The 20,660-nt window shown below is 45.3% G+C and carries 19 protein-coding genes; 18 read left to right on the forward strand and 1 reads right to left on the reverse strand.

Annotation, left to right across the window (positions count from 1 at the left end; all coding sequences use genetic code 11):
• Positions 1-48 precede the first annotated feature (48 nt).
• Positions 49-1,098: an LCP family protein gene (locus H2C83_RS14705; RefSeq protein WP_181741952.1), complete on the reverse strand. Its 1,050-nt coding sequence runs from the start codon at positions 1,096-1,098 to the stop codon at positions 49-51.
• 385 nt (positions 1,099-1,483) lie between these two features.
• Between H2C83_RS14705 and H2C83_RS14710 the strand changes: the two genes are divergently transcribed.
• From H2C83_RS14710 to H2C83_RS18225, 18 genes are all read left to right on the forward strand, one after another.
• The gene (locus H2C83_RS14710; RefSeq protein WP_181741953.1) at positions 1,484-1,660 is read left to right on the forward strand and encodes a hypothetical protein; all 177 of its coding nucleotides are present in this window, start codon (positions 1,484-1,486) and stop codon (positions 1,658-1,660) included.
• An 81-nt stretch (positions 1,661-1,741) separates the two neighbouring features.
• A complete protein-coding gene (locus tag H2C83_RS14715) occupies positions 1,742-3,706 on the forward strand; it encodes a S8 family peptidase (protein WP_181741954.1) in 1,965 nt (654 codons plus the stop codon).
• A gap of 171 nt (positions 3,707-3,877) precedes the next feature.
• The gene (gene metK, locus H2C83_RS14720) at positions 3,878-5,077 is read left to right on the forward strand and encodes a methionine adenosyltransferase (protein WP_181741955.1); all 1,200 of its coding nucleotides are present in this window, start codon (positions 3,878-3,880) and stop codon (positions 5,075-5,077) included.
• Positions 5,078-5,366: 289 nt separating this feature from the next.
• Positions 5,367-6,101: a LuxR C-terminal-related transcriptional regulator gene (locus H2C83_RS18220; protein ID WP_181741956.1), complete on the forward strand. Its 735-nt coding sequence runs from the start codon at positions 5,367-5,369 to the stop codon at positions 6,099-6,101.
• A gap of 68 nt (positions 6,102-6,169) precedes the next feature.
• Entirely contained in the window at positions 6,170-6,601 is a 432-nt protein-coding gene (locus H2C83_RS14730) for a glycosyltransferase family protein (protein ID WP_181741957.1), read from the forward strand.
• A 50-nt stretch (positions 6,602-6,651) separates the two neighbouring features.
• The gene (locus tag H2C83_RS14735) at positions 6,652-8,328 is read left to right on the forward strand and encodes a helicase-related protein (RefSeq protein WP_181741958.1); all 1,677 of its coding nucleotides are present in this window, start codon (positions 6,652-6,654) and stop codon (positions 8,326-8,328) included.
• Position 8,329: 1 nt separating this feature from the next.
• Positions 8,330-9,052: a ComFC family protein gene (locus H2C83_RS14740; RefSeq protein WP_181741959.1), complete on the forward strand. Its 723-nt coding sequence runs from the start codon at positions 8,330-8,332 to the stop codon at positions 9,050-9,052.
• 78 nt (positions 9,053-9,130) lie between these two features.
• Positions 9,131-9,406, forward strand: coding sequence for a non-specific DNA-binding protein Hbs (gene hbs / locus H2C83_RS14745; RefSeq protein ID WP_181741960.1), 276 nt, complete (start codon positions 9,131-9,133; stop codon positions 9,404-9,406).
• A gap of 215 nt (positions 9,407-9,621) precedes the next feature.
• Positions 9,622-10,386 carry a basic amino acid ABC transporter substrate-binding protein gene (locus H2C83_RS14750; protein WP_246333949.1) on the forward strand — a complete coding sequence of 255 codons (765 nt, stop codon included), beginning with the start codon at positions 9,622-9,624 and terminating at the stop codon, positions 10,384-10,386.
• A 125-nt stretch (positions 10,387-10,511) separates the two neighbouring features.
• Positions 10,512-11,189, forward strand: a complete 678-nt coding sequence (locus H2C83_RS14755; protein WP_312853934.1) for an amino acid ABC transporter permease — start codon at positions 10,512-10,514, stop codon at positions 11,187-11,189.
• A 36-nt stretch (positions 11,190-11,225) separates the two neighbouring features.
• Positions 11,226-11,948, forward strand: a complete 723-nt coding sequence (locus H2C83_RS14760) for an amino acid ABC transporter ATP-binding protein (protein ID WP_181741961.1) — start codon at positions 11,226-11,228, stop codon at positions 11,946-11,948.
• Between the two features lie 103 nt (positions 11,949-12,051).
• Positions 12,052-12,252, forward strand: a complete 201-nt coding sequence (locus tag H2C83_RS14765) for a cold shock domain-containing protein (RefSeq protein ID WP_037997728.1) — start codon at positions 12,052-12,054, stop codon at positions 12,250-12,252.
• 229 nt (positions 12,253-12,481) lie between these two features.
• On the forward strand, positions 12,482-13,045 hold the full coding sequence (hpf, locus tag H2C83_RS14770) for a ribosome hibernation-promoting factor, HPF/YfiA family (protein WP_181741962.1): 564 nt from the start codon (positions 12,482-12,484) through the stop codon (positions 13,043-13,045).
• Positions 13,046-13,300: 255 nt separating this feature from the next.
• On the forward strand, positions 13,301-14,368 hold the full coding sequence (wecB, locus tag H2C83_RS14775; protein WP_181741963.1) for a non-hydrolyzing UDP-N-acetylglucosamine 2-epimerase: 1,068 nt from the start codon (positions 13,301-13,303) through the stop codon (positions 14,366-14,368).
• A gap of 312 nt (positions 14,369-14,680) precedes the next feature.
• Positions 14,681-15,901, forward strand: a complete 1,221-nt coding sequence (locus H2C83_RS14780) for a glycosyltransferase family 4 protein (RefSeq protein WP_181741964.1) — start codon at positions 14,681-14,683, stop codon at positions 15,899-15,901.
• Positions 15,902-16,067: 166 nt separating this feature from the next.
• The gene (gene secA, locus H2C83_RS14785) at positions 16,068-18,608 is read left to right on the forward strand and encodes a preprotein translocase subunit SecA (protein WP_312853936.1); all 2,541 of its coding nucleotides are present in this window, start codon (positions 16,068-16,070) and stop codon (positions 18,606-18,608) included.
• A 218-nt stretch (positions 18,609-18,826) separates the two neighbouring features.
• Positions 18,827-19,946 (forward strand): peptide chain release factor 2 gene (gene prfB, locus H2C83_RS14790; protein WP_181742009.1). Its coding sequence is split into 2 segments (ribosomal slippage): positions 18,827-18,898 and positions 18,900-19,946, totalling 1,119 coding nucleotides; the frame shifts between segments, so codons are not numbered across the junction.
• A gap of 421 nt (positions 19,947-20,367) precedes the next feature.
• On the forward strand, positions 20,368-20,640 hold the full coding sequence (locus H2C83_RS18225; RefSeq protein ID WP_312853937.1) for an enoyl-CoA hydratase-related protein: 273 nt from the start codon (positions 20,368-20,370) through the stop codon (positions 20,638-20,640).
• Positions 20,641-20,660 lie beyond the last annotated feature (20 nt).

A 20,660-nucleotide genomic window follows, 5' to 3' on the forward strand; every position in this document is an offset into this window, starting at 1 on the left:
GGGTTTGTCATCAATCTCAGAGACGGCTATTAAGCCGTCACTTTCAGATTAAAACTGGTTTTCTGTCTCCGATGAATCGTCGTGATCCGAACCACCTTCCTGCTCCTGGTTCTCAAGTGGAGGCAACTCCAGGTGTTCCCGTAATATTTGTTGAATTTTTTGGCGATCCTCTTTTGGCCAGATCAGAACAGCTCCTGCACCGGGGACATTTTCAGGGGTTGTTTTGATAACAAGGTTTTCAATGTTATTCTTTGGAATTTTGCGATAGATATCAGCCAAAGCCTTAAAGTTTTCCAGTTCCAGACTGTGTTCGAAGTTGTCGCCGACAGCTTTCATCAGCTTTGAAAAGTTTCCGACCCCTTCAAAACCGGCAATTTTATCAATCAATTGTGTGACAACCTCACGTTGTCGTTCGTTACGGCCCAAGTCGCCACGAGGATCTTGTTTGCGCATACGTACATAGGCAAGTGCCTCGGATCCGTTAAGTTCTTTAACACCGGGTTCAAAGTAAACCATATCTCCGCCAATTGCCTGTTGATGAAATGGAAATTTAACATTTACCTCTACACCGCCAAGTGCGTCAACAATATCTTCAAATCCCTGGAAGTTGATGCGTGCATAGTAGTCGACTGGAACATGCAGTAAATTTTCCAATGTTTTGCGGATATTAACAACTTGACCGACATCCTTTTTGTAACCCCAGTAAGCGGCTGAGTTAAGTTTTGCTTTCATGCCATCCGTGTTGGCGATAGTGGCATAAGTATCGCGGGGAATGCTAAGTACTTTGGCACTGTTTGTTTTGGGGTTTACTGCAATCAACATCATCACATCGGCGCGCCATACAGGGTCTGACCGTTTTCGCTGGTCAGTACCCAACAGCAAGATGGTAAAAGGTTCATCCATTTGCACTTGCTTATCCCGCAAATCGGATTTTCCGAGATTGTTTTTTGTATTGGCAAAGACTCCCCAAATTTCAGATCCCAGATACAGACCTGCTCCTAAAAGAAGAAGAAGAACTAATGAAACAGTTCGTATAATCCATTTCTTGCGCCGTTTTTTTTTGACCCGACTGATGCGGCTCTGATCTACTCTTCTCATTTAAATCCCCACTTGCAGAAAATGTTTTCATTTAATGGTAGCATTCGTATTTCTGAACGATCAAGGGGATGACCGTATGTAAAGCTGTCATTCAATAGAAATTAATTTTTGGGCAAAAACATAAGAAATCGCTACAAAACCGGTAATACAGATTAATAGAAAGGCACTTACTTGTATTTCCCATTTACGGCATCATCTAATCTTGGAAAAATATACGGTTGCTTCCGGCAATATTTTAAAAAATAATACTTACGGTATAAAAGACAGAAAATGTTCTATGCCGCTTATAAGGCTGGTCAGGAATTGGCAAAGGAAACATATTTTCTCAGATGTCGTACTGATCGAGGAAACTGATGAATAATCTCAAAAATCCGGGAGTCTTCGAATGAGTATAGAAAGAGCTGTTCCAGAAATCGTTATTTCCCATCCATTGGGGCTCATACCATATCACTTGAATTTGTCATTGCCGGAGGTTGATTGGATGAATACCGGGTATGTAATTAATGATTGGGAAAAATATTCATTCTTATTTGCAGACAAAAGAAAGTATGTCTACAACTAACTATTCTATATAATAAATTCACATGAATCTATAATTTTCTCAGTCCGTTTTTTGAAAATAATCGTACTTTTGGTGATAGAAATGTTAAACAGACAACTAACGATCGGATTGATTCTTGTGGTATCCCTTTTTTGCACCGTATTGCCCGCCGCTCAGAGCCAGATGGTGTACAGCAGCCGGAAAACCGGTCAGACATGGATTGTCAAATGGCGTACCAAGGTTCCGGCCTCCTTTTGGCGGCAAGCTGAACAAATTGGGAATGACGAGGAAGGAGTCTATCTCGTACGACTTCGGCAGGAAGCTGATGTGGAGAAATGGAGGCAAAGATGGAAAACGCATCCCGGAGTGGAGTATCTGCACCCAAATGTGCGTTATGACCCCGGATACCGTTTTGCAAACCGCAATCTGCTGTCGGCACCCGGTAAATCCTATTATTTATATAAAACCCGATTTCCCCAGGCCTGGGATTTTTTTCAGCGCAAGGCTGATCTGAAAAAAGTAAAACCGATTACCGTAGCTGTTGTCGATACGGGAGTCGATTTGTCCCATCCCATCCTGAAGCCCTTTCTGACAGAAGGAATTAACGTCAAGGATCCCCAGGCACCTCCGGAGGATCATTTTGGCCATGGAACCAAAGTGGCCGGTGTCATTGCCGCAACATGGGGGGTCAGGCATGGTCCGGCAGTCGGAGCAGGGAAAATAATGCCGATCAAAGTGATGGAAAATGGTGGGGACGGGGAAGTTTTCTATACGGTGAAGGGGATTCGTGAAGCGATCCGGCACAATGCCGATATTATTGTTTTGGCACAGGGAAGCTGGGCCTATTCGAGGATGATGGAAGAAGCCATTTCAGAGGCAGAGGAACAGGGGGTGCTGGTGGTTGCCGCAGTCGGCAATTCCGATTATGACTTGAATCAACAGCAATTGTATGACAGACCTTTGTATTATCCTGCTGCTTTTCCTTCCGTACTCTCGGTAGGGGCAGTTAATGTTGAGGGAAATCATTTTTCCATTTCCAATACCGGACCTGGTCTGGATCTGGTAGCACCTGGCGACATGATTTATACCACGACGATCAATGACAGCTTCTCGTTTGAATCGGGGACTTCATTTGCCGCACCGCAAGTTGCGGGGGCCGCAGCCCTGGTCTGGCAACTTCATCCGGATTATTCCGCCCGGGAAATCCGGATGCTGCTGAGCCAGACTGCTTCGAAACCTTCCCGTTCCCCGGAGTGGGATGAAAAGACAGGATTTGGAATTCTTAATGCATATCGCGCGCTTCGAACTACCGGAATAAATCCCGATCCGGGTGAGCCGAATGATTCCCCGCAACAGGCCAGGCTTTTTTCACTTTCACAGGAACTCGATCTGGTGCTGACCGAAGGAGATCAGGACTGGTATGTCCTGAATCTGGACCAGGCGGGTAAACTGCATATCGATCTGGTCCATAACGGAAGCAAGGAAAAGGTTCAGCTTTTCGTTCACCAATTGCCGGCAAAAAGAAAGCAATCCTATTCCCTTTTACCCCAGGCAGGGAAAAATCGGATCGAGATTTCTGTTCCAAAGGGAAAAACGTATTTCCGCTGGACCGTACCCCAAAAAGTTGCAGGTCAGGTCAAGCTGAAGTTTCATGTTACGTTTTCTGCGGCAGCAGACAACTATGAAAAAAATGACATGCTTTCCCAAGCCGCTCCATTGCCGGTAAAGGAAACAAAGGCGGTTTATGAAGCAACCATTTCCAAACAGGGGGATATCGACTGGTATCAAGTGGTATTAACAGAACCAGGCGATTTGAACATTTCTGTTCAACCAGGAACTCCACGCTTCGATCCGGTCATCTTCAAAGTACAAGCCGACAACTGGGAAAAAATGCGGTATGATGAAAAAAATGAGGGAGGAACGGAAACACTTCAGCTCAATGTGGAACCAGGCCAACTTTATTTCCGGGTTACGGATTATGCAGGCAATCCGATTGATCGGCCTTACCAGATCGCCATTTCATTTGAACAGCGCGATTCTTCCATTTACGAAAACAAGAAGAAGTAGAAGCTAGTTTCAAGATGTGGCAGTACCATAAATCAGTTGTAATTCCTCAATCATTGGGTTATGCTATTGATGAATAAAAAAGGGATCTTGTAGAATGACGTCGAGGATGAAAATAAAGCCTTTCCTCGAAGGAAAGGCTTTTTCTATTTGTCGAAGTTAGGGGGAGAATCAATGTCAGCAACAAAACGCAGCCTTTTTACCTCTGAATCGGTAACGGTAGGCCATCCGGATAAAATATGTGATCAAATTTCTGATGCGATTCTGGATGCAATTATAGAGAAAGACCCAAATGCACGTGTTGCTTGCGAAACTTCAGTAACAACAGGTTTGGTTCTGGTCAGTGGTGAAATTACTACTTCCTGTTATGTGGATATTCCAAAAATTGTCCGCAAAACGATTGAGGACATTGGCTATACACGTGCAAAATACGGTTTTGATTCTGAAACCTGTGCTGTGCTTACCTCCATTGATGAACAATCCCCTGACATTGCCATGGGGGTTGACGAAGCCTTTGAAAAACGGGAAGGCTCCATGACTGAAGAAGAAATTGAAGCGATCGGAGCAGGTGACCAGGGATTAATGTTTGGCTTTGCCTGCAATGAGACCGAAGAATTGATGCCGCTCCCGATTTCGCTTGCCCACAAGTTGGCCCGCCGGTTGCATAAAGTTCGGGTGGACGGAACGCTTCCCTATTTGCGTCCGGATGGGAAAACACAGGTTACGGTAGAATATGAAGGAGACCGTCCGGTCAGAATTGATGCCGTTGTTGTTTCTGCACAGCATGCTGAAAATGTTACACTGGAACAGATTAAAAAAGATCTGATAAAACATGTCATCATGCCGGTCGTTCCACAGGATATGCTGGATGATCGCACAAACATCTATATCAATCCAACTGGCCGTTTCGTCATTGGCGGACCGCAGGGGGATGCCGGTTTGACAGGCCGCAAGATCATTGTCGACACCTATGGTGGTTATGCGCGTCATGGCGGAGGAGCCTTTTCCGGAAAAGATCCGACAAAAGTGGATCGTTCTGCTGCGTATGCAGCGCGTTATGTAGCCAAAAATATTGTGGCCGCAGGCCTGGCCGACAAATGTGAGGTACAGCTTGCCTATGCGATCGGGGTAGCCCGTCCGGTTTCCATTCGAGTGGACACATTCGGTACCGGCAAAGTCAGTGAAGATAAACTTGTTGAATTGGTGAAAAAGCACTTTGACCTGCGTCCGGCCGGCATTATTCGCCAGCTGGATCTGCGCCGTCCAATTTATCGGCAGACAGCGGCATATGGCCACTTTGGACGGACAGATGTCGACTTGCCCTGGGAACACACTGATTTGGCAGACGTGTTAAGAGTGGAAGCAGGTTTATAAAGGATAAGCGGATCAGAGAGCTTGTGGAATAAAATTCATCAGCTCTCTCTTTTTGTTTTTAAAAAAATGAACCACGCATTGTATTTTTTACAAAAATAGAAATATACACTATTAGAATGATTAGACGTACCATAGGGAGAAATTTGTTTGGCGGGTTCAGATTAAGGGAGTTATACATTTATAAAATCTAAAAAATTTGTCTTTATTCGATGGACATCTTATTTCATCCCCTTTTTTTTCATGGTAGAATTTAAATAGATGCACTATTGCAGCGGAAGGGGGGACTCCTTTGGGGAATGAGCAGTCCGGGTCAGAGAAAATGACGAAAAATTCAGATCAATCACCTCCGATTCGGGTATTGATTGCCGATTCTGATTCAGGCTATCGGAATCGGATCAAATCAGCTCTGGATTATGAAAATGATATTCTGTTGGTCGGCGAAAGTTCGAAGGGGAATGAGGTCCCTTTTCTTTGTGGAATGGTTCATCCGCATGTTGTCATTTTAAATCTGTATCTTCCGCAAATCGATGGAGTGGAGATTACCTATCGCTTGAGTCAGATAATGCCGCAGACAAAAATACTTATTCTGGCTGATTGCGCAGATCCATATGTATTGGAAAGCATTCGTCTTGGAGCTTCCGGATTTTTAGTAAAAAATACGCAAACGGAGATAGTGGTTGAGACAATCCGTGTCCTCGTGCGTGGTGATGTCTATATTCACCCCGCCCTGATGAAGGGGATGGTTCATGAACTCAGAAGGTTGAGCAGGGTGGAAGGAGCATTTTACTATCACTATGCAACCGTTCCCCATGTATCCTGGAAAGATATTTTGACATACAGGGAAATGGAAGTTTTAAGACTGATGGCACAGGGAAAAAATAACCGAACCATTGGTGAGCATCTGTTTATAAGTGAAAAAACCGTAAAAAATCATGTGAGCAATATTCTTTATAAATTAAACGTGCACGATAGAACCCAGGCGGTATTGCTTGCTATAAAGTATGGCTGGGTACAACTGATATAGCATGGATGGCCGCAACAGTCACACTCCTTTCCTCGTGATCATACGATATTTCCAAGGAGGGCAGGTTTATGGAACAGTGGGTTTTGTGGAGTGTCGCGTTGTATATTGCTCTCTTTTTCATCATTAAGTGGGTTTCGCGTTATCTTGGCGATTATTATCACAATAAAGCGGTTCATCTGGTTATTATCACAAAAAACAGCCAGCACGCTTTGGAATGGATGATCCGTTCCTATTATGTCTGGAACGGGACACAGGGAAAACCTGGTCAAATCACTTGCATTGATGCAGGCTCCAATGATGATACCCTGTTTATTTTAAAACGGTTAAAGCAGCGATACCCCCGTTTGGATGTAATCTGTTTCAGTGAGGAACCTGACGTGGATGAAGCGATTTACCGCTGGCTTCAAACCCGGCAAAAAAATAATGATAAGCTGATCGTCATGGATTTAAGGGAACCTGATTCATCAGAAATTAAGGAATCGGAAGAAGGATTGGCATAAAAAATCGGGTCCGTATTGCGACCTGATTTTTTTTGCAGGAGTGAAAAAGGATGATGCTCTATTATTACCGTTTGGAAGGCGAGAAGAAAGGTTGCATAAGTTTGGACCCGGCAGTCGATCTGTGGTACTGGAAGAAACAGGGCCAAAGATTGGATTGCATATATCGGGCACGTTCTGTAAAAGAAGCATGGTCTTGCATACAAAGGAAAAAAACGGGCAACGCTACGGTTCTCCGGCTGGAGGAACTGCAACCTGCCGAAGAACCGGCAGTCCGCCGGTGTCTGAAAAAGGCAGGAACCCTGTTTTCCCTGCTAGTCGGGAGGGGCCTGTTGTGGCAGGAAGTGATCCAGTGGGTGGAGAAACATCAATTGGAAGTAAATTCCACAGAACTCAGAAAGATTTTGCAAGTTCTTCTGCTGCAAGGAAAGTGTGAACTGAAACCAGGAGTTGTTCAGCGTGGTTCAGTCCGCAAGTGGCGGTGCGAGCGATGCCTCTATCAGGGTAGTGAAATCAGGGTATCTGCCTGCTCGACGTGCGGAGAAGAGTGTGCCGTTTGCGAACACTGCATCTTGATGGGGCGTTCCCGGGCCTGTACGCCATTTTTTCTGTTCCAGCCCGTTTGGGAGAAACCGGATGCGGCCTTGTCCCCGCCGTTGCCAATTTCTCTGACCCGGTATCAGGAAAACGCAATGATGGAAATAAAAAGGGAACTGGAAAAGAACAGAAAGCAAATACTGGTCTGGGCTGTAACCGGAGCCGGGAAAACGGAATTAATGCTGCCGATTGTGAAGAAGTGGCTCGATCAGGGGAAAAGGGTGTTATGGGCGACTCCACGCAAAGATGTTGTGCTGGAACTGTTTCCCCGTCTGAAGGCAGCACTGGCAGGGCACCGGGTGATTGCCCTGTACGGGGGATCAGACCAGCGCTTTACCCCGTCAGCATTTGTTCTTGCCACTTGTCATCAGGTTTGGAGATTTTACCGTTTTTTTGACTTGATGATCATCGATGAAGTGGATGCCTTTCCGCTGTATGGGGATGTCGCTTTGGAAGCCGGACTCCATCGGGCCCTTTTTGCCGGCGGGCAGCAAATCCTGTTGACAGCAACGCCGCCTGATCACTGGCAACGATTCGCAAAAAACAGGAAATTGCCAACCGTTATTTTGCCGGTTCGGTATCATGGAATGCCGCTTCCGCTTCCGCAACTGTTTCGGGAAACGGGATTGTGGGCCAAAATGTCTCAAAAAAGGAGTATCCGCGTGCTGGCCCGGTTTTTGCAACAACTGGATCAGCAGCATGGACAAGCCCTGATTTTTGTCCCCAGAATTCAGGATGTTCACCTGGTTATTTCATGGCTTAAGGAACATTCGCCACATCATTTTAAGAAAGCAAAAGGCGTATATTCCCGACATCCGCAACGTGAAAAAATCATACAGGAATATCGGGACGGAAAATGGACGGTGCTGGTGACAACTACCATTCTGGAACGGGGAGTTACCGTGCCCAGATGCCATGTACTTGTTCTGGGGGCCGAACATCCCGTTTTTGACGAGACCGCCCTTGTACAGATTGCAGGGCGTGTCGGGAGAAGTGCGAATTATCAAAAAGGAGTTGTCTGGTTTCTTGCCCAGGAAAGGACGGATGCACAGCGGCAAGCGCAAAAAAGGATAAAGAAATTAAATGAATTTGTGCAAAAAGAAGGAATTGGACAAAAAGGAGCGTATATGTGAGATGAAGTGGTGGCCATCTCTCTTTCCGGCATTTCGCAGCTGCTGGTTTTGCTCGTCTCCGATGCGGGGAATGGTGGCGGCATCGGTGGTGGAGCATATTTGTCCGGTTTGTCGGGAGCAATTGGTCATACTCGGGGAATCCATTTGTCCCATCTGCGGCCGCTTCATGCCTGGCAGCCGTGACACTATCTGTTTGGATTGCAATCGTTTAAACCCGTGTGAAAGGGTGGTCAATCGAAGCGCAATCGTGTATACTGATTTGGTCAAAGAATGGGTGCAAACCTTCAAATATTGCGGCAAGGAAAGTCTGGCCCTGCCGATGGGAAACTGGATGACAGAAGTTGTCAAGAAACGTTATCGGGGAAAAGGGATTTCGTTGATCACTTATGTTCCGATGCATGGAGAAAGGCAAAGGCAACGCGGCTTCAATCAGGCTGAACGCCTGGCAAAAGTGATCGGAAAAAACCTGTGGCTTCCGGTTCGGCCCTTGTTGCAAAGAAAGAAGGCAACTGCACCACAAAGCAAACGTACACGCCAGGAAAGGCTGTTGGCTGTCACCAATGCCTTTGCGCCGGGAAAAGGCATGCCTGACAGGGATTGCAGCAGACAGACGGTACTGATTGTGGATGACGTTTATACTACGGGTGCCACGATCAGAGCTTGCGGGAGAGTCTTGCGGGAGAATGGTTTCAGGCAAGTTTTTTCAGTTACGTTTGCCAGGTAAGTATAGAATCGGGAAAACTGGTCAACACCTGTAAATAGGTATTTTTAAAAGATAGTAATCTTTAAGGAGAGTTGAAAGATGAACAAAACCGAATTGATAGAAAAAGTGGCCGAAAGGACCAACAAAACGAAAAAAGAGGCTGGAATCGTGATCGACAGTGTTTTGAAAACCATTTCCGAAGCTTTGAAAAATGGAGACAAAGTGACACTGATCGGATTTGGCAACTTTGAAGTACGCGAGTATGCAGCCCGAAAAGGCCGCAACCCGCAAACCGGGGAAGAAATGCACATTGAGGCAAGAAAAGCCCCGGCCTTCAAACCAGGCAAGCATTTAAAAGATCTGATTAATGGATAAAGATATTTATATTTCGCAACGATTTATTCACTTATGACCATTTAAATGGTTGTAAGTGATTTTTTTTGTGCATATTAGTAAAAATTATTTACAAATAAATAATGAGTTGGATTGAATAAATATGCAATTAATATTATAATAATTGAATTCAAAAACAAAGAGATATTGATGTTTTTCCTTTAAAATATGAATTTTTGTAAACAGGAGGATGGAAAATGAAAAAGCGTCTGTGCATTATTATACTGTCGATCGTTGCCATGCTTGTGGCTGTTACGGGGTGCAGCAGTCAGAAAGCGGATAATTCGATTGTGAATGCCGGTACCAATGCCGAGTTTCCGCCATTTGAAAAGTTGGAAGGAAACGGGGAAATCACGGGGTTTGATGCGGAACTGATTCAGGCGATTGCCAAGGCGGAAAATTTGCAGCTGGACTTTCAACATTACGGATGGGACAGCATGTTGAATGGAGTTGCCCGCGGCCGGATTGATATGGGAATTGCGGCAATTACCATTACAGATGAACGCAAGCGAATGTATGATTTTACAGAACCCTATTTCGAAGCGAAACAGGTGATTCTGGTTCCAAAAACATCTCCCGTTCAGTCTTTAAATGATTTGAAAGGAAAAAAAATTGGCGTGCAATCGGCGACAACCGGGGAAAAAGTGGTCCAGGAGGCATTTGGAAAAACCTATCCCGGTTTGCAAAGATATGATGTTGTTTCTTCTGCCATCGATGATTTGAAGTGGAACCGGCTGGATGCGGTTGTTGTGGATAAAGCCGTTAACCTGGAATATATCAAACGCTTGGGTGAAGAAAAGTACAAAATCATCGAGGATCCCGCCATTCCTGAAGAATACTACGGGATTATTGTCAAGAAAGGAAACAGGGAATTACTGGACAAGTTAAATGCCGGTTTGAAAAAAATTCAGGAAAATGGAACCTATGACAAAATTTATAATAAATATTTTTGGGAAAACTGATCTTGCTATGGATAAGTTGTGAATATCTTTGGGAAAAACGGTGGATAACATTTCAGATTTATCCTGTGGATAATGTGGATAAGTATGTGAATAACTATTGATTGCGGAGAGGAAGTCTGTGGATAATGATGGATTGGGACTGGTCAGTCATTGTTGAATATAAAGATTTATTTATACGCGGCTTGCTGGTCACTATCGAACTGACCGTTGTTGCAGTGGCGGTTGGAATGGTGATCGGAATCACTTCGGGTTTTATGAGAATATCGCGGAACAAATGGTTCATCCCGGCCAAATTATATGTGGATCTCTTTCGTGGAACGCCACTTTTTTTGCAAATCCTGTTTTTCCACTTTGCGGTATTGCCCACGTTGGCCGAAACGTTCGGACTGGAGGCTCCTGATGCGATGATATCCAGTTTTGTCGCATTATCGTTGAATTCAGGAGCATATATTGCTGAGATATTCCGTGGGGGAATTCAGTCTGTGGATCAAGGGCAGCTGGAAGCGGCGCGTTCGCTTGGCATGACTTATCCGCAGGCGATGTGGCATGTTGTGTTGCCCCAGGCTTTTAAACAGATGCTGCCTCCCTTGGGAAATGAATTTATTACCCTTTTGAAAGACTCATCCCTGGTCACCGTTATTGCGGTAAATGATATTACGTACGCCGCTTTTGTGACAGCCAAAAACACGTTTGTCCGTTGGGCCCCATATGTGACGGCCGGGCTCATGTATCTGGTCTTAACGACGATTCTTTCACAGATGGTTTCTTATCTGGAAAAACGGTTCCAAACAAACAGGTATTAAAATGAAAATCTTATTCATTGATGAGGGATTGGTTTTATGATTCGGGTAGAAAAACTTAACAAATACTTTGGACAGCAACATGTATTAAAAGACATTGATTTGGAAATAAAAGAAAAAGAGGTTGTTTGTGTGATTGGTCCCAGCGGTTCAGGCAAAAGTACCTTGTTACGCTGCCTCAATCTGCTGGAATCGGTCACCTCTGGCAAGGTGGTGGTCAATGGTCACGATCTGACTGATCCAGGTACAAACGTGAACCAGGTAAGAACTGATGTAGGGATGGTCTTTCAACACTTTGAGCTGTTTCCTCATAAAAAGGTGATTGAAAACATTACACTGGCTCCGATCCATGTACGGAAAGTTGCGAGAGCAGAAGCCGAGCAGAGAGCTTACGAATTGTTGACCAAAGTCGGATTGAAGGATAAAGCGGAAAGCTATCCCGGTGAATTGTCCGGCGGACAGAAACAGCGGGTGGCGATCGCCAGGGCGTTGGCGATGGAACCAACTCTGATGCTGTTTGACGAACCCACTTCCGCACTTGATCCGGAGATGGTAAAAGAAGTGCTGGAAGTAATGAAACAACTGACACGGGAAGGCATGACAATGGTTGTCGTAACCCACGAAATGGGATTTGCCCGGGAAGTAAGCGACCGGATTGTCTTTATGGATCAAGGCATGATCATTGAAACAGGAAGTCCGGTTCAGATCTTTTCAAACCCGCAACATGAGCGATTAAAAACCTTTCTTGGCAAGGTTTTATGATGTCAATGTAGTAATCTTGACAATATTTCTAGATTAATGGTATAATTAAACAGCGTAAGATGTATTTCTTGTGCAATCTGATTGAAGAAGGGATGTTATTTCCATGCAAGGCAAAGTCAAGTGGTTCAACGCGGAAAAAGGTTATGGATTTATCGAACGTGAAGGTGGAGACGATGTCTTTGTACATTACTCCGCAATCGAAATGGAAGGTTTCAAGACTCTGGAAGAAGGCCAATTGGTTGAATTTGAGATTGTTGAGGGTTCGCGTGGACCACAGGCTGCAAACGTTGTTAAACTAGGTTAACTTATAAAAATGGAAAACAAGCTCCCTCGAGCAGCATGAGTTGCTCCGGGGAGCTTTTAGTTTTGTTTGTGAGGAATCGGTAGAGCGTAATCAATAATTTTATTCAATATTTGTTAATTATTTTTTGTATTTTCCTTAAATTTCCTTATGAGATCTGTAAAAATTAACAGAAGGAATTTCTTTAATATGAGGGAATAAATAGAGTATAAAGCGGAAGGAGGATTTTCCTATGAACTGTATCATCCGTGGTCACAACTTACAGGTAACAGATGCATTGCGAGACTTTATTGAACGTAAGTTGAGCAAACTGGAGAGGTATTTCGACAATTCCGCTAAAATTGAAGCCTATGTCTCTCTTAATGTCCTGAAAGATGAACACAAAGTGGAGGTAACCATTCCTTTTCCGGGACTTCTTGTCAGGGCTGAGGAATTGAGTGAAGACATGTATGCATCTGTTGACCTGGTCGTGGAAAAACTGGAGAGACAGATTCGCAAGTATAAAACGCGAGTGAATCGACGTTCTCGCCAGGATGCAGGATTCCGCAATATCCATAAAGAAAACGCTTCTAACAGGAATACTCCCGTGGCAACGGTGGATGAAGAAGATGAGACCGATTATGAAATCGTGAGAACGAAACGGTTTAACCTGAAGCCGATGGATACGGAAGAAGCCATTTTGCAAATGGAGCTTCTGGGTCACAACTTTTTCGTCTATACCAATGCCGATACCAATAAAGTAAATGTGGTCTATCGCCGGAAGGATGGAAAAGTAGGATTGATTGAACCTGAATAATCATATGGTTTTTGGAAAAAGCTCCTGCAAAGGGAGCTTTTTTATTTTGAAAAAGTGATATAGCCCGCATCCCGGGGGCGGGGTGTGAAACGGCCCCTGGAAACCGTTTTTGAAGCAATTCGTGTTCTTTCTTTTATTGGTGACTTTCGATTGTTTTTGTGAAGATGATTGAACTTGTTCAAAGCTGTGTTATGATAACTTCATATCCTATATCATCTCCCATTTTGTGACTTCATTCATGCAGGGGGTTTAAAAATGAAGGTATTAACCGTGGTTGGAGCGAGACCGCAATTTATCAAAGCAGCACCCGTATCCCGGGAGATTCGCCGCAAAGCTGATGAAATTCTGGTACATACCGGTCAACATTATGATAAATCGATGTCCGATGTGTTTTTTGAAGAATTACATATCCCTGTGCCCGATTACAATTTACATGTCGGTTCCAAGGCACATGGCAGGCAAACCGGTGAAATGTTAAGCAAACTGGAAGATGTTATTCTTTCAGAAAAGCCCGATTGCGTGCTGGTATATGGAGATACCAATTCCACACTGGCCGGAGCACTTGCCGCATCCAAACTGCATATTCCGGTTGCCCATGTGGAAGCCGGTCTAAGGAGTTTTAACAGGCGGATGCCTGAAGAAATCAATCGTGTCCTGACGGATCACGTATCTAAATGGCTGTTTTGCCCCACGAAAACGGCCATCCGGCATCTTGCATCCGAAGGGATTACGGAAGGTGTCCATCTGGTCGGGGATGTCATGCTGGATGCTGTTTTATATAACAAACGCCTGGCTGAAGAAAAAACGACAACCCTGCAGGATTTGGGACTGGAAGCGGGCAGCTACATTCTGATTACTTTGCATCGCGCCGAAAATACCGATGATTCCGAGAGACTTCGCCAGATTATCGAAGCAATCAACCGGTTGCCAATGGCAGCCGTACTGCCTCTGCATCCAAGAACGCGAGGCAAGATGGAACAAAACGGACTGATCATCGATAATGACCATGTTCAACTGATTGAACCCGTGGGTTATCTGGACATGCTGCAATTAGAGGTCAATGCGAGGAAGATTTTAACTGATTCCGGTGGTGTACAAAAAGAGGCATTTTTCGCCCGGGTTCCGTGTATTACCATGCGCGATGAAACAGAATGGACGGAAACCGTGGAACTGGGGACAAATATACTGACAGGAGCCGACACCGGGAAAATTCTGGAAGCGGTAGAGACGTTTGAAGTTGAATTTTCCGAGATTGAACCCGTTTTTGGAGATGGGCATGCATCCGGGAAAATAGTGGAGCAGATCATCCGGGATTTGGGCTAGAGACAGACCCGTGGTCCGAAAATCACCTTCAATAATTGGTTTACCAACAGTTTGAAGCCAGTTTTTAATCAGGAAACTGGCTTGTTTTTATTTCTTGTTCGCTTCATGACTTTTTTTTAAAAGGGATACCCAACCGGGTGCAATTATGTTACATTGACCATAGTTTATTTTTAAGTTTCTGTAACATAGTAACAGCAATGTTACAAAAGGGAGTTTTTTCCTGTCAGCCAAATGTGATTTGTGATAAACAACAAGACAAAAATGCACAACAAAGCATAACAAAGCAAAGCATCAGGTAAGGAAGTGAGTATATTGCGGATATGGTTAGCCAATCATTATGCAGTTCCACCAAATATTGCAGGAATTACCCGACACTATGAACTGGCGAGAGAGTGGGCAGCAGAAGAAGATGCCGAAGTCACCCTGTTTTTATCCAAATTTGTACATCCTCGCCGCACATTTATTACGGAAGAAGAAAAGCAGAGCATTGAGAAGATTAAAGGATTAAAGTTGGCCTGGCTATGGTCTTTTCCGCATAAAACCAATAACTATAAAAGAATTATCAATATGGGAAGCTTTGCCGCCGTTTTTTTCCTGGCAGGCCTGTTTAAAAGAAAACCGGATGTTTTGATCGCTTCTTCTCCCCATTTGTTTACTGCATTTGCCGGGTGGATGCTGGCCAGGGTTAAAGGTTGTCCTTTTGTTCTGGAGGTACGCGATTTGTGGCCCGACTCACTGATTAAAATGGGCGGGTTGAGAAATAAATGGGTGGTTCGCTTCCTTGTATGGATGGAGTCATTTTTATATGAAAAGGCTGATAAAATCATTGTTTTGACAGAACACCAGCGAAAGTTTATTGCCAATAAAGGGATTGAGTCAGGCAAGATTGAACTGATTCCAAACGGGATCGTGGTAAGTTCCTGGCGGCGGGACCCTTCCAGACGCGCTGAGTTCCGCGGTAAAATGGGTGTGAGAGATGATGACTTTGTTGCCATTTATACCGGAGCGCATGGTCCGGCCAATGCGTTGCAATATGTGGTGAAAGCGGGGCGCTATTTAAAACCGGGTCAGGTGATCGTGCTCATCGGAGATGGCCCGGAAAAGGAAAAACTGCTCCAAATCAAGCGTGAGGAAGGTCTGGACAATATTCGTTTTCTTGATCCCGTTCCCAAAGCGGAAATTTTCGACTATACCCGGGCGGCGGACTGCGGTATCATTTCTTTGGCGGACAATGAAGTTTTCCGCGGTGCGCGTCCCAACAAGCTGTTTGATTATATGTTTGTCGGTCTGCCAATCGTGACAACTGTGGACGGAGAAGTGCGCGAAATTGTAGAGACCAATCAAGTCGGTTTTTTTGCCGGTGCGGAAAATTCCGAAGGGCTGGCTCGGGCAATGGAGCAGGTTGATGCTTTGACAGAGGAGGAACGTCAGGTGATCAGAGAAAGGGGAAGCGATTATATTGACCGGGAAGGAGACCGCAAAAAGCTGGCCCGCCGTTTTTATGGCCTCCTGCAAGAACTGGTCAAACGGTAAATATTTACAGTTACGGCCTTGAGTCTTCTCTTATTCATGAAACGGTCGAAGCCAAAGTGAAAATGGAGATAAAATTTGATAAACTATTAAATATATATTTTGAGATTGGACTTCGACAAGTAAATCATATTTTATATAAATCAGCTCAAGGTGGGAGATGATGAAGGTGTTGAAAACCCTTCGAAAATTGTTTGACAGTCAAGAGAGACAACTAAAGAAATTTTTCAGTATAGCAGATCAGGTCGACGCATTGGAACCTGATATGAAAGCATTGACGGATGCTGAACTTAAACAGAAAACGGAAGAATTTAAAAGGCGGCTGGAAAACGGGGAACAGCTTGATGATCTGCTGACAGAGGCGTTTGCCGTTGTTCGTGAAGCGGCACGGCGCGTTTTGAACATGCGCCATTTTCGTGTTCAACTGGTCGGGGGGATGATTCTCCATCAGGGGGATATTGCCGAGATGAAAACCGGTGAAGGGAAAACCCTTGTGGCAACTCTTCCCGCCTATTTGAATGCCTTGACCGGAAAAGGTGTCCACATTGTGACCGTGAATGATTACCTGGCAAGACGGGACCGGGAGTGGATGGGGAAAGTATTTGAGTTTCTCGGTCTTACCGTCGGATTAAACCTGCCTCACATGGCTCCGGAAGACAAGCGGGCAGCCTATCAGGCGGACATTACGTTTGGTACGAACAATGAATTCGGATTTGACTATCTCAGGGACAATATGGTGATGTATCCGGAACAGTTAACGCAGCGCGAACTTCACTATGCCATTATTGACGAAGTGGACAGCATTCTGATCGATGAGGCCAGAACGCCTCTGATTATCAGTGGGCAGGCCAACAAGGCGACCGATTTATACTATACAGCGGATAAAGTGGTACGCCGCTTAAAACCGGAGGAAGATTTCACGGTAGATATCAAGACAAAACAGGTGACCCTGACTGAAGATGGTGTAAGGAAGGTTGAAAGGTTCCTTGGGGTTGATAACCTGTATGATATGAAAAACATCACATTGAACCATCACATCCAGCAGGCGTTGAAAGCGCACGTGTTGATGAAGCGGGACGAAGATTATGTGGTGAATGAAGATGGGGTCATCATCGTTGATGAATTTACAGGCCGGCTTATGTACGGAAGGCGTTACAGCGACGGGCTCCATCAGGCAATCGAGGCAAAAGAAGGATTGCAAGTGCAGCGGGAGAGCATGACGCTTGCGACGATCACCCTGCAAAACTATTTCCGGATGTACCGGAAATTGTCAGGAATGACAGGAACGGCAAAAACAGAAGAGGAAGAATTCCGCAAAATCTATAATATGGATGTTTTGCAGGTTCCGACCAACCGACCGATGATTCGCAAGGATTATTCGGATGTATTGTACAAAACGGAAGAGGTCAAGTTTAAGGCGGTTGTTGATGAGATTGAAAAATGCCATAAAAAAGGACAGCCTGTTTTGGTGGGAACCGTATCGATCGAAAAATCGGAGCGTCTATCCCGCATGCTGAAGCGGAAAGGGATTGCCCACCAGGTGCTCAACGCCAAAAATCATGAACGGGAAGCTGAAATCATCGCACAGGCCGGACAAAGAGGTGCGGTCACGATTGCGACAAACATGGCCGGACGTGGAACGGACATTGTATTGGGCGAGGGTGTTGATCAATTGGGCGGTTTGCATGTAGTAGGAACGGAACGGCATGAGAGCCGGCGGATTGACAATCAGTTGCGCGGCCGTTCCGGGCGACAGGGAGATCCCGGTTCTTCCCGCTTTTTCCTTTCGCTGAAAGATGATTTAATGCGCCGGTTTGGTGCGGAAAATCTGGAAGGAATGTTAAATCGACTGCCTGATGATGAACCGATCCGGGGAAATCTTTTCACCAAAGCGGTGGCAAACGCTCAGCGCAAGGTGGAAGCGAACAACTTTGATGCCCGTCGCTGGGTGTTGCAGTATGACGACGTATTGAACCAGCAGCGGGACATCATTTACAAACAGCGTCGTGAAGTTTTGACCAGCCATGATCTGAGAGATGTGGTGCTTGGCATGGCGAAATCAACGATTGAAAATCTGGTCCATGTCCATACCGATGAAGAGTTGAATGAAGACTGGAATCTGGAGGCAATCGTCGACTTCGTTGATTCCAACCTGCTTCCGGAAGAACGGATTTATGAGGATGATCTGGAGAAGCTCGAACCGGAAGAGATGATCTCATATATTTATGATGAAGTCGTAAAATATTATGACGAGCGCAAAGACGAATTGGGTGAAGAGCGTCTCAACGAGTTTTCCAAAGTGGTCATTCTGCGAACCGTTGACCGAAAATGGATGGATCATATTGATGCGATGGAGCAATTGCGCCAGGGCATCCATTTGCGGGCCTACGGGCAGGACAATCCGCTTCGTGCTTATCAGTTTGAAGGTTTTGCCATGTTTGAGGAAATGGTAAAGGAAATTCAGGAAGAAGTTATCAAGTATGTGATGAAATCCGTTCTTGATGAGGGGGAAGAAATCGAACGGGAGGAAGTGGCCGTCAACGCCACTCCTGTTTCGGGCGGTTCGGCGCAAAATGAAACAGCCAGGAAGAAACCCATCCGGCGGGTGGAAAAAGTTGGACGGAATGATCCATGTCCCTGCGGCAGCGGGAAAAAATACAAAAACTGCTGCCTGAAAAAGGAAAAATCGGTTTCAGTACAAGGGCAGTAAGGAAGGGGAAGAGATTCTCCTTTCCTGAACTTGCCGGCAAAGGTGGAAAATGCGATTTTTGTAGCAAAGTGACTTCTCCCCTGGGCTGGAGACGGAACGGTTTCCTGAAAATTGCCTTTCTGTATGTTTTTCTGCGGTTCGGGGCAGGGAGGAACAGCTCCCTTCCTTTTTCGGTTTTGTATTTCATCTGAGAAGATACGATTTTTGAGGTGATGGCTATGGACATTAGTGAAATGAAACAGGCTTTGGATAATACAGCCAGGAAACTGGCGGATATCAGGGGGTCTCTTTGACCTCGACCAAAAAAAGAAAAGGTTGAGCCAGTTGGAAGAAATCATGTCTTCTCCCGATTTCTGGAATGACCAGGAAGCGGCGCAGGGAGTGATCAGCGAGATGAAACATCTCAAAGACCTTACCGAAAAGATGGCTCAACTTGAAGAAATGTACGAAGAGAAGCAGTTGATGCTGGAATTGTTGCTGGAAGAAGGGGAAGATCTCTCCTTGCAGAATGAATTGGGCACGGGGATCCGCTCATTGAAAAAAGAAATTGATGACTTTGAGCTGACCGTTATGCTTAGCGGACCGTATGACCGCAATTCCGCAATTCTGGAACTTCATCCCGGCGCTGGAGGGACGGAATCGCAGGACTGGGCAGAAATGCTGCTTCGCATGTATACCCGTTGGTCGGAAGATAATGGATACAAGGTGGAAACACTGGATTACCTTCCGGGAGATGAAGCAGGGGTAAGAAGTGTTACCTTGCTGATCAAAGGGATCAATGCCTACGGATTTTTAAAAGCGGAAAAAGGGGTTCACCGTCTTGTGCGCATATCTCCTTTTGATGCCTCCGGACGGCGCCATACCTCGTTTGTTTCTGTCAATGTGTTGCCGGAAATTGACAACGATGTGGAAATTGACATTCGCACTGAGGATCTCAAGATTGACACTTACCGTTCAAGCGGTGCAGGCGGTCAACACGTGAATACCACGGACTCCGCTGTGCGCATTACCCACATTCCAACCGGAATTGTGGTTACCTGCCAGTCGGAACGGTCTCAAATCAAAAACCGTGACAGGGCAATGAAAATTTTAAAAGCCCGTCTGTATGAACGGCAGATGGAAGAACAACAGAAAAAAATGCAGGCCATCCAGGGGGAACAGACAGAAATTGGCTGGGGAAACCAGATTCGTTCTTATGTTTTCCATCCCTACAGCATGGTGAAAGACCATCGTACACAAGTTGAAACAGGCAATGTACAAGCGGTGATGGATGGAGAAATCAAGCCATTTATTGAAGCCTTTCTTCGCATGCAGTTAAACAGAAGTGAACAACAGTAAATAAGCAGTGTCAACAAAGTCAGGAAAGCGATTTTAGTGGACTACTTCGCAATTTGCCGGAAAAGGCGGAATCTGTCCTAAAATCGCTCCAATTTTTGTCTGTGGTCTTGAGCGGCAAAAAGTTTATCCAAAAGTCCTGGCAAAATTCACCTTTCATTTTTTAATATGATTCTTCCAAATGACAAATACCAGATTCCCGGGGAGGGGATGAAATGTCTGACTGGAAGCACCAAGTGGAAAAAGAAGAGAACTGGGTGATCTTGACGATTTCGTGGCCGGAAGTTTTAAATGCACTTGATCAGTGAATTGAAAAAGAAGCTGTTGCCTGGATAGAACAGGCAGAAGAAATTCGTGTAACGATCGGACGGGAGCGGGTGAAAAAGCTTTTGTTGCGGGGGCTGACATTTCTGAACTCCATCGGATTGCCGATCCCGGCAAAGCCGAACAGAAAGCAAAACGGGGGCAGGCTTTGTTCCGCCGGATTGAAGAATTGGGCAAATCGGTGATTATGACCGTAAACGGCTTTGCTTTGGGCGGGGGTTTAGAATTGGCGATGTGTGGGGATATAATACTAGCCTCACAGAATTCCCGATTCGGGCAGCCTGAGGTAAACCCGGGAATCACACCTGGTTACGGTGGGATCCAGCGTTTGGCCCGCCTGATTGGAAAACAGGTTCGAAATACCTTTGCATGACCGGTGAAATGATCTCTGCA

The organism is Thermoactinomyces mirandus, assembly GCF_013868055.1.
Lineage (GTDB): Bacteria > Bacillota > Bacilli > Thermoactinomycetales > Thermoactinomycetaceae > Thermoactinomyces > Thermoactinomyces mirandus.

What these genes read in the sequence shown, in the direction of transcription:
- H2C83_RS14705 (WP_181741952.1), bottom strand. Translation starts at nt 1,098, where the DNA reads ATGAGAAGAGTAGATCAGAGCCGCATCAGTCGGGTCAAAAAAAAACGG.
- H2C83_RS14710 (WP_181741953.1), top strand. Translation starts at nt 1,484, where the DNA reads ATGAGTATAGAAAGAGCTGTTCCAGAAATCGTTATTTCCCATCCATTG.
- H2C83_RS14715 (WP_181741954.1), top strand. Translation starts at nt 1,742, where the DNA reads ATGTTAAACAGACAACTAACGATCGGATTGATTCTTGTGGTATCCCTT.
- metK (WP_181741955.1), top strand. Translation starts at nt 3,878, where the DNA reads ATGTCAGCAACAAAACGCAGCCTTTTTACCTCTGAATCGGTAACGGTA.
- H2C83_RS14730 (WP_181741957.1), top strand. Translation starts at nt 6,170, where the DNA reads ATGGAACAGTGGGTTTTGTGGAGTGTCGCGTTGTATATTGCTCTCTTT.
- H2C83_RS14735 (WP_181741958.1), top strand. Translation starts at nt 6,652, where the DNA reads ATGATGCTCTATTATTACCGTTTGGAAGGCGAGAAGAAAGGTTGCATA.
- H2C83_RS14740 (WP_181741959.1), top strand. Translation starts at nt 8,330, where the DNA reads ATGAAGTGGTGGCCATCTCTCTTTCCGGCATTTCGCAGCTGCTGGTTT.
- hbs (WP_181741960.1), top strand. Translation starts at nt 9,131, where the DNA reads ATGAACAAAACCGAATTGATAGAAAAAGTGGCCGAAAGGACCAACAAA.
- H2C83_RS14750 (WP_246333949.1), top strand. Translation starts at nt 9,622, where the DNA reads ATGAAAAAGCGTCTGTGCATTATTATACTGTCGATCGTTGCCATGCTT.
- H2C83_RS14755 (WP_312853934.1), top strand. Translation starts at nt 10,512, where the DNA reads ATGATGGATTGGGACTGGTCAGTCATTGTTGAATATAAAGATTTATTT.
- H2C83_RS14760 (WP_181741961.1), top strand. Translation starts at nt 11,226, where the DNA reads ATGATTCGGGTAGAAAAACTTAACAAATACTTTGGACAGCAACATGTA.
- H2C83_RS14765 (WP_037997728.1), top strand. Translation starts at nt 12,052, where the DNA reads ATGCAAGGCAAAGTCAAGTGGTTCAACGCGGAAAAAGGTTATGGATTT.
- hpf (WP_181741962.1), top strand. Translation starts at nt 12,482, where the DNA reads ATGAACTGTATCATCCGTGGTCACAACTTACAGGTAACAGATGCATTG.
- wecB (WP_181741963.1), top strand. Translation starts at nt 13,301, where the DNA reads ATGAAGGTATTAACCGTGGTTGGAGCGAGACCGCAATTTATCAAAGCA.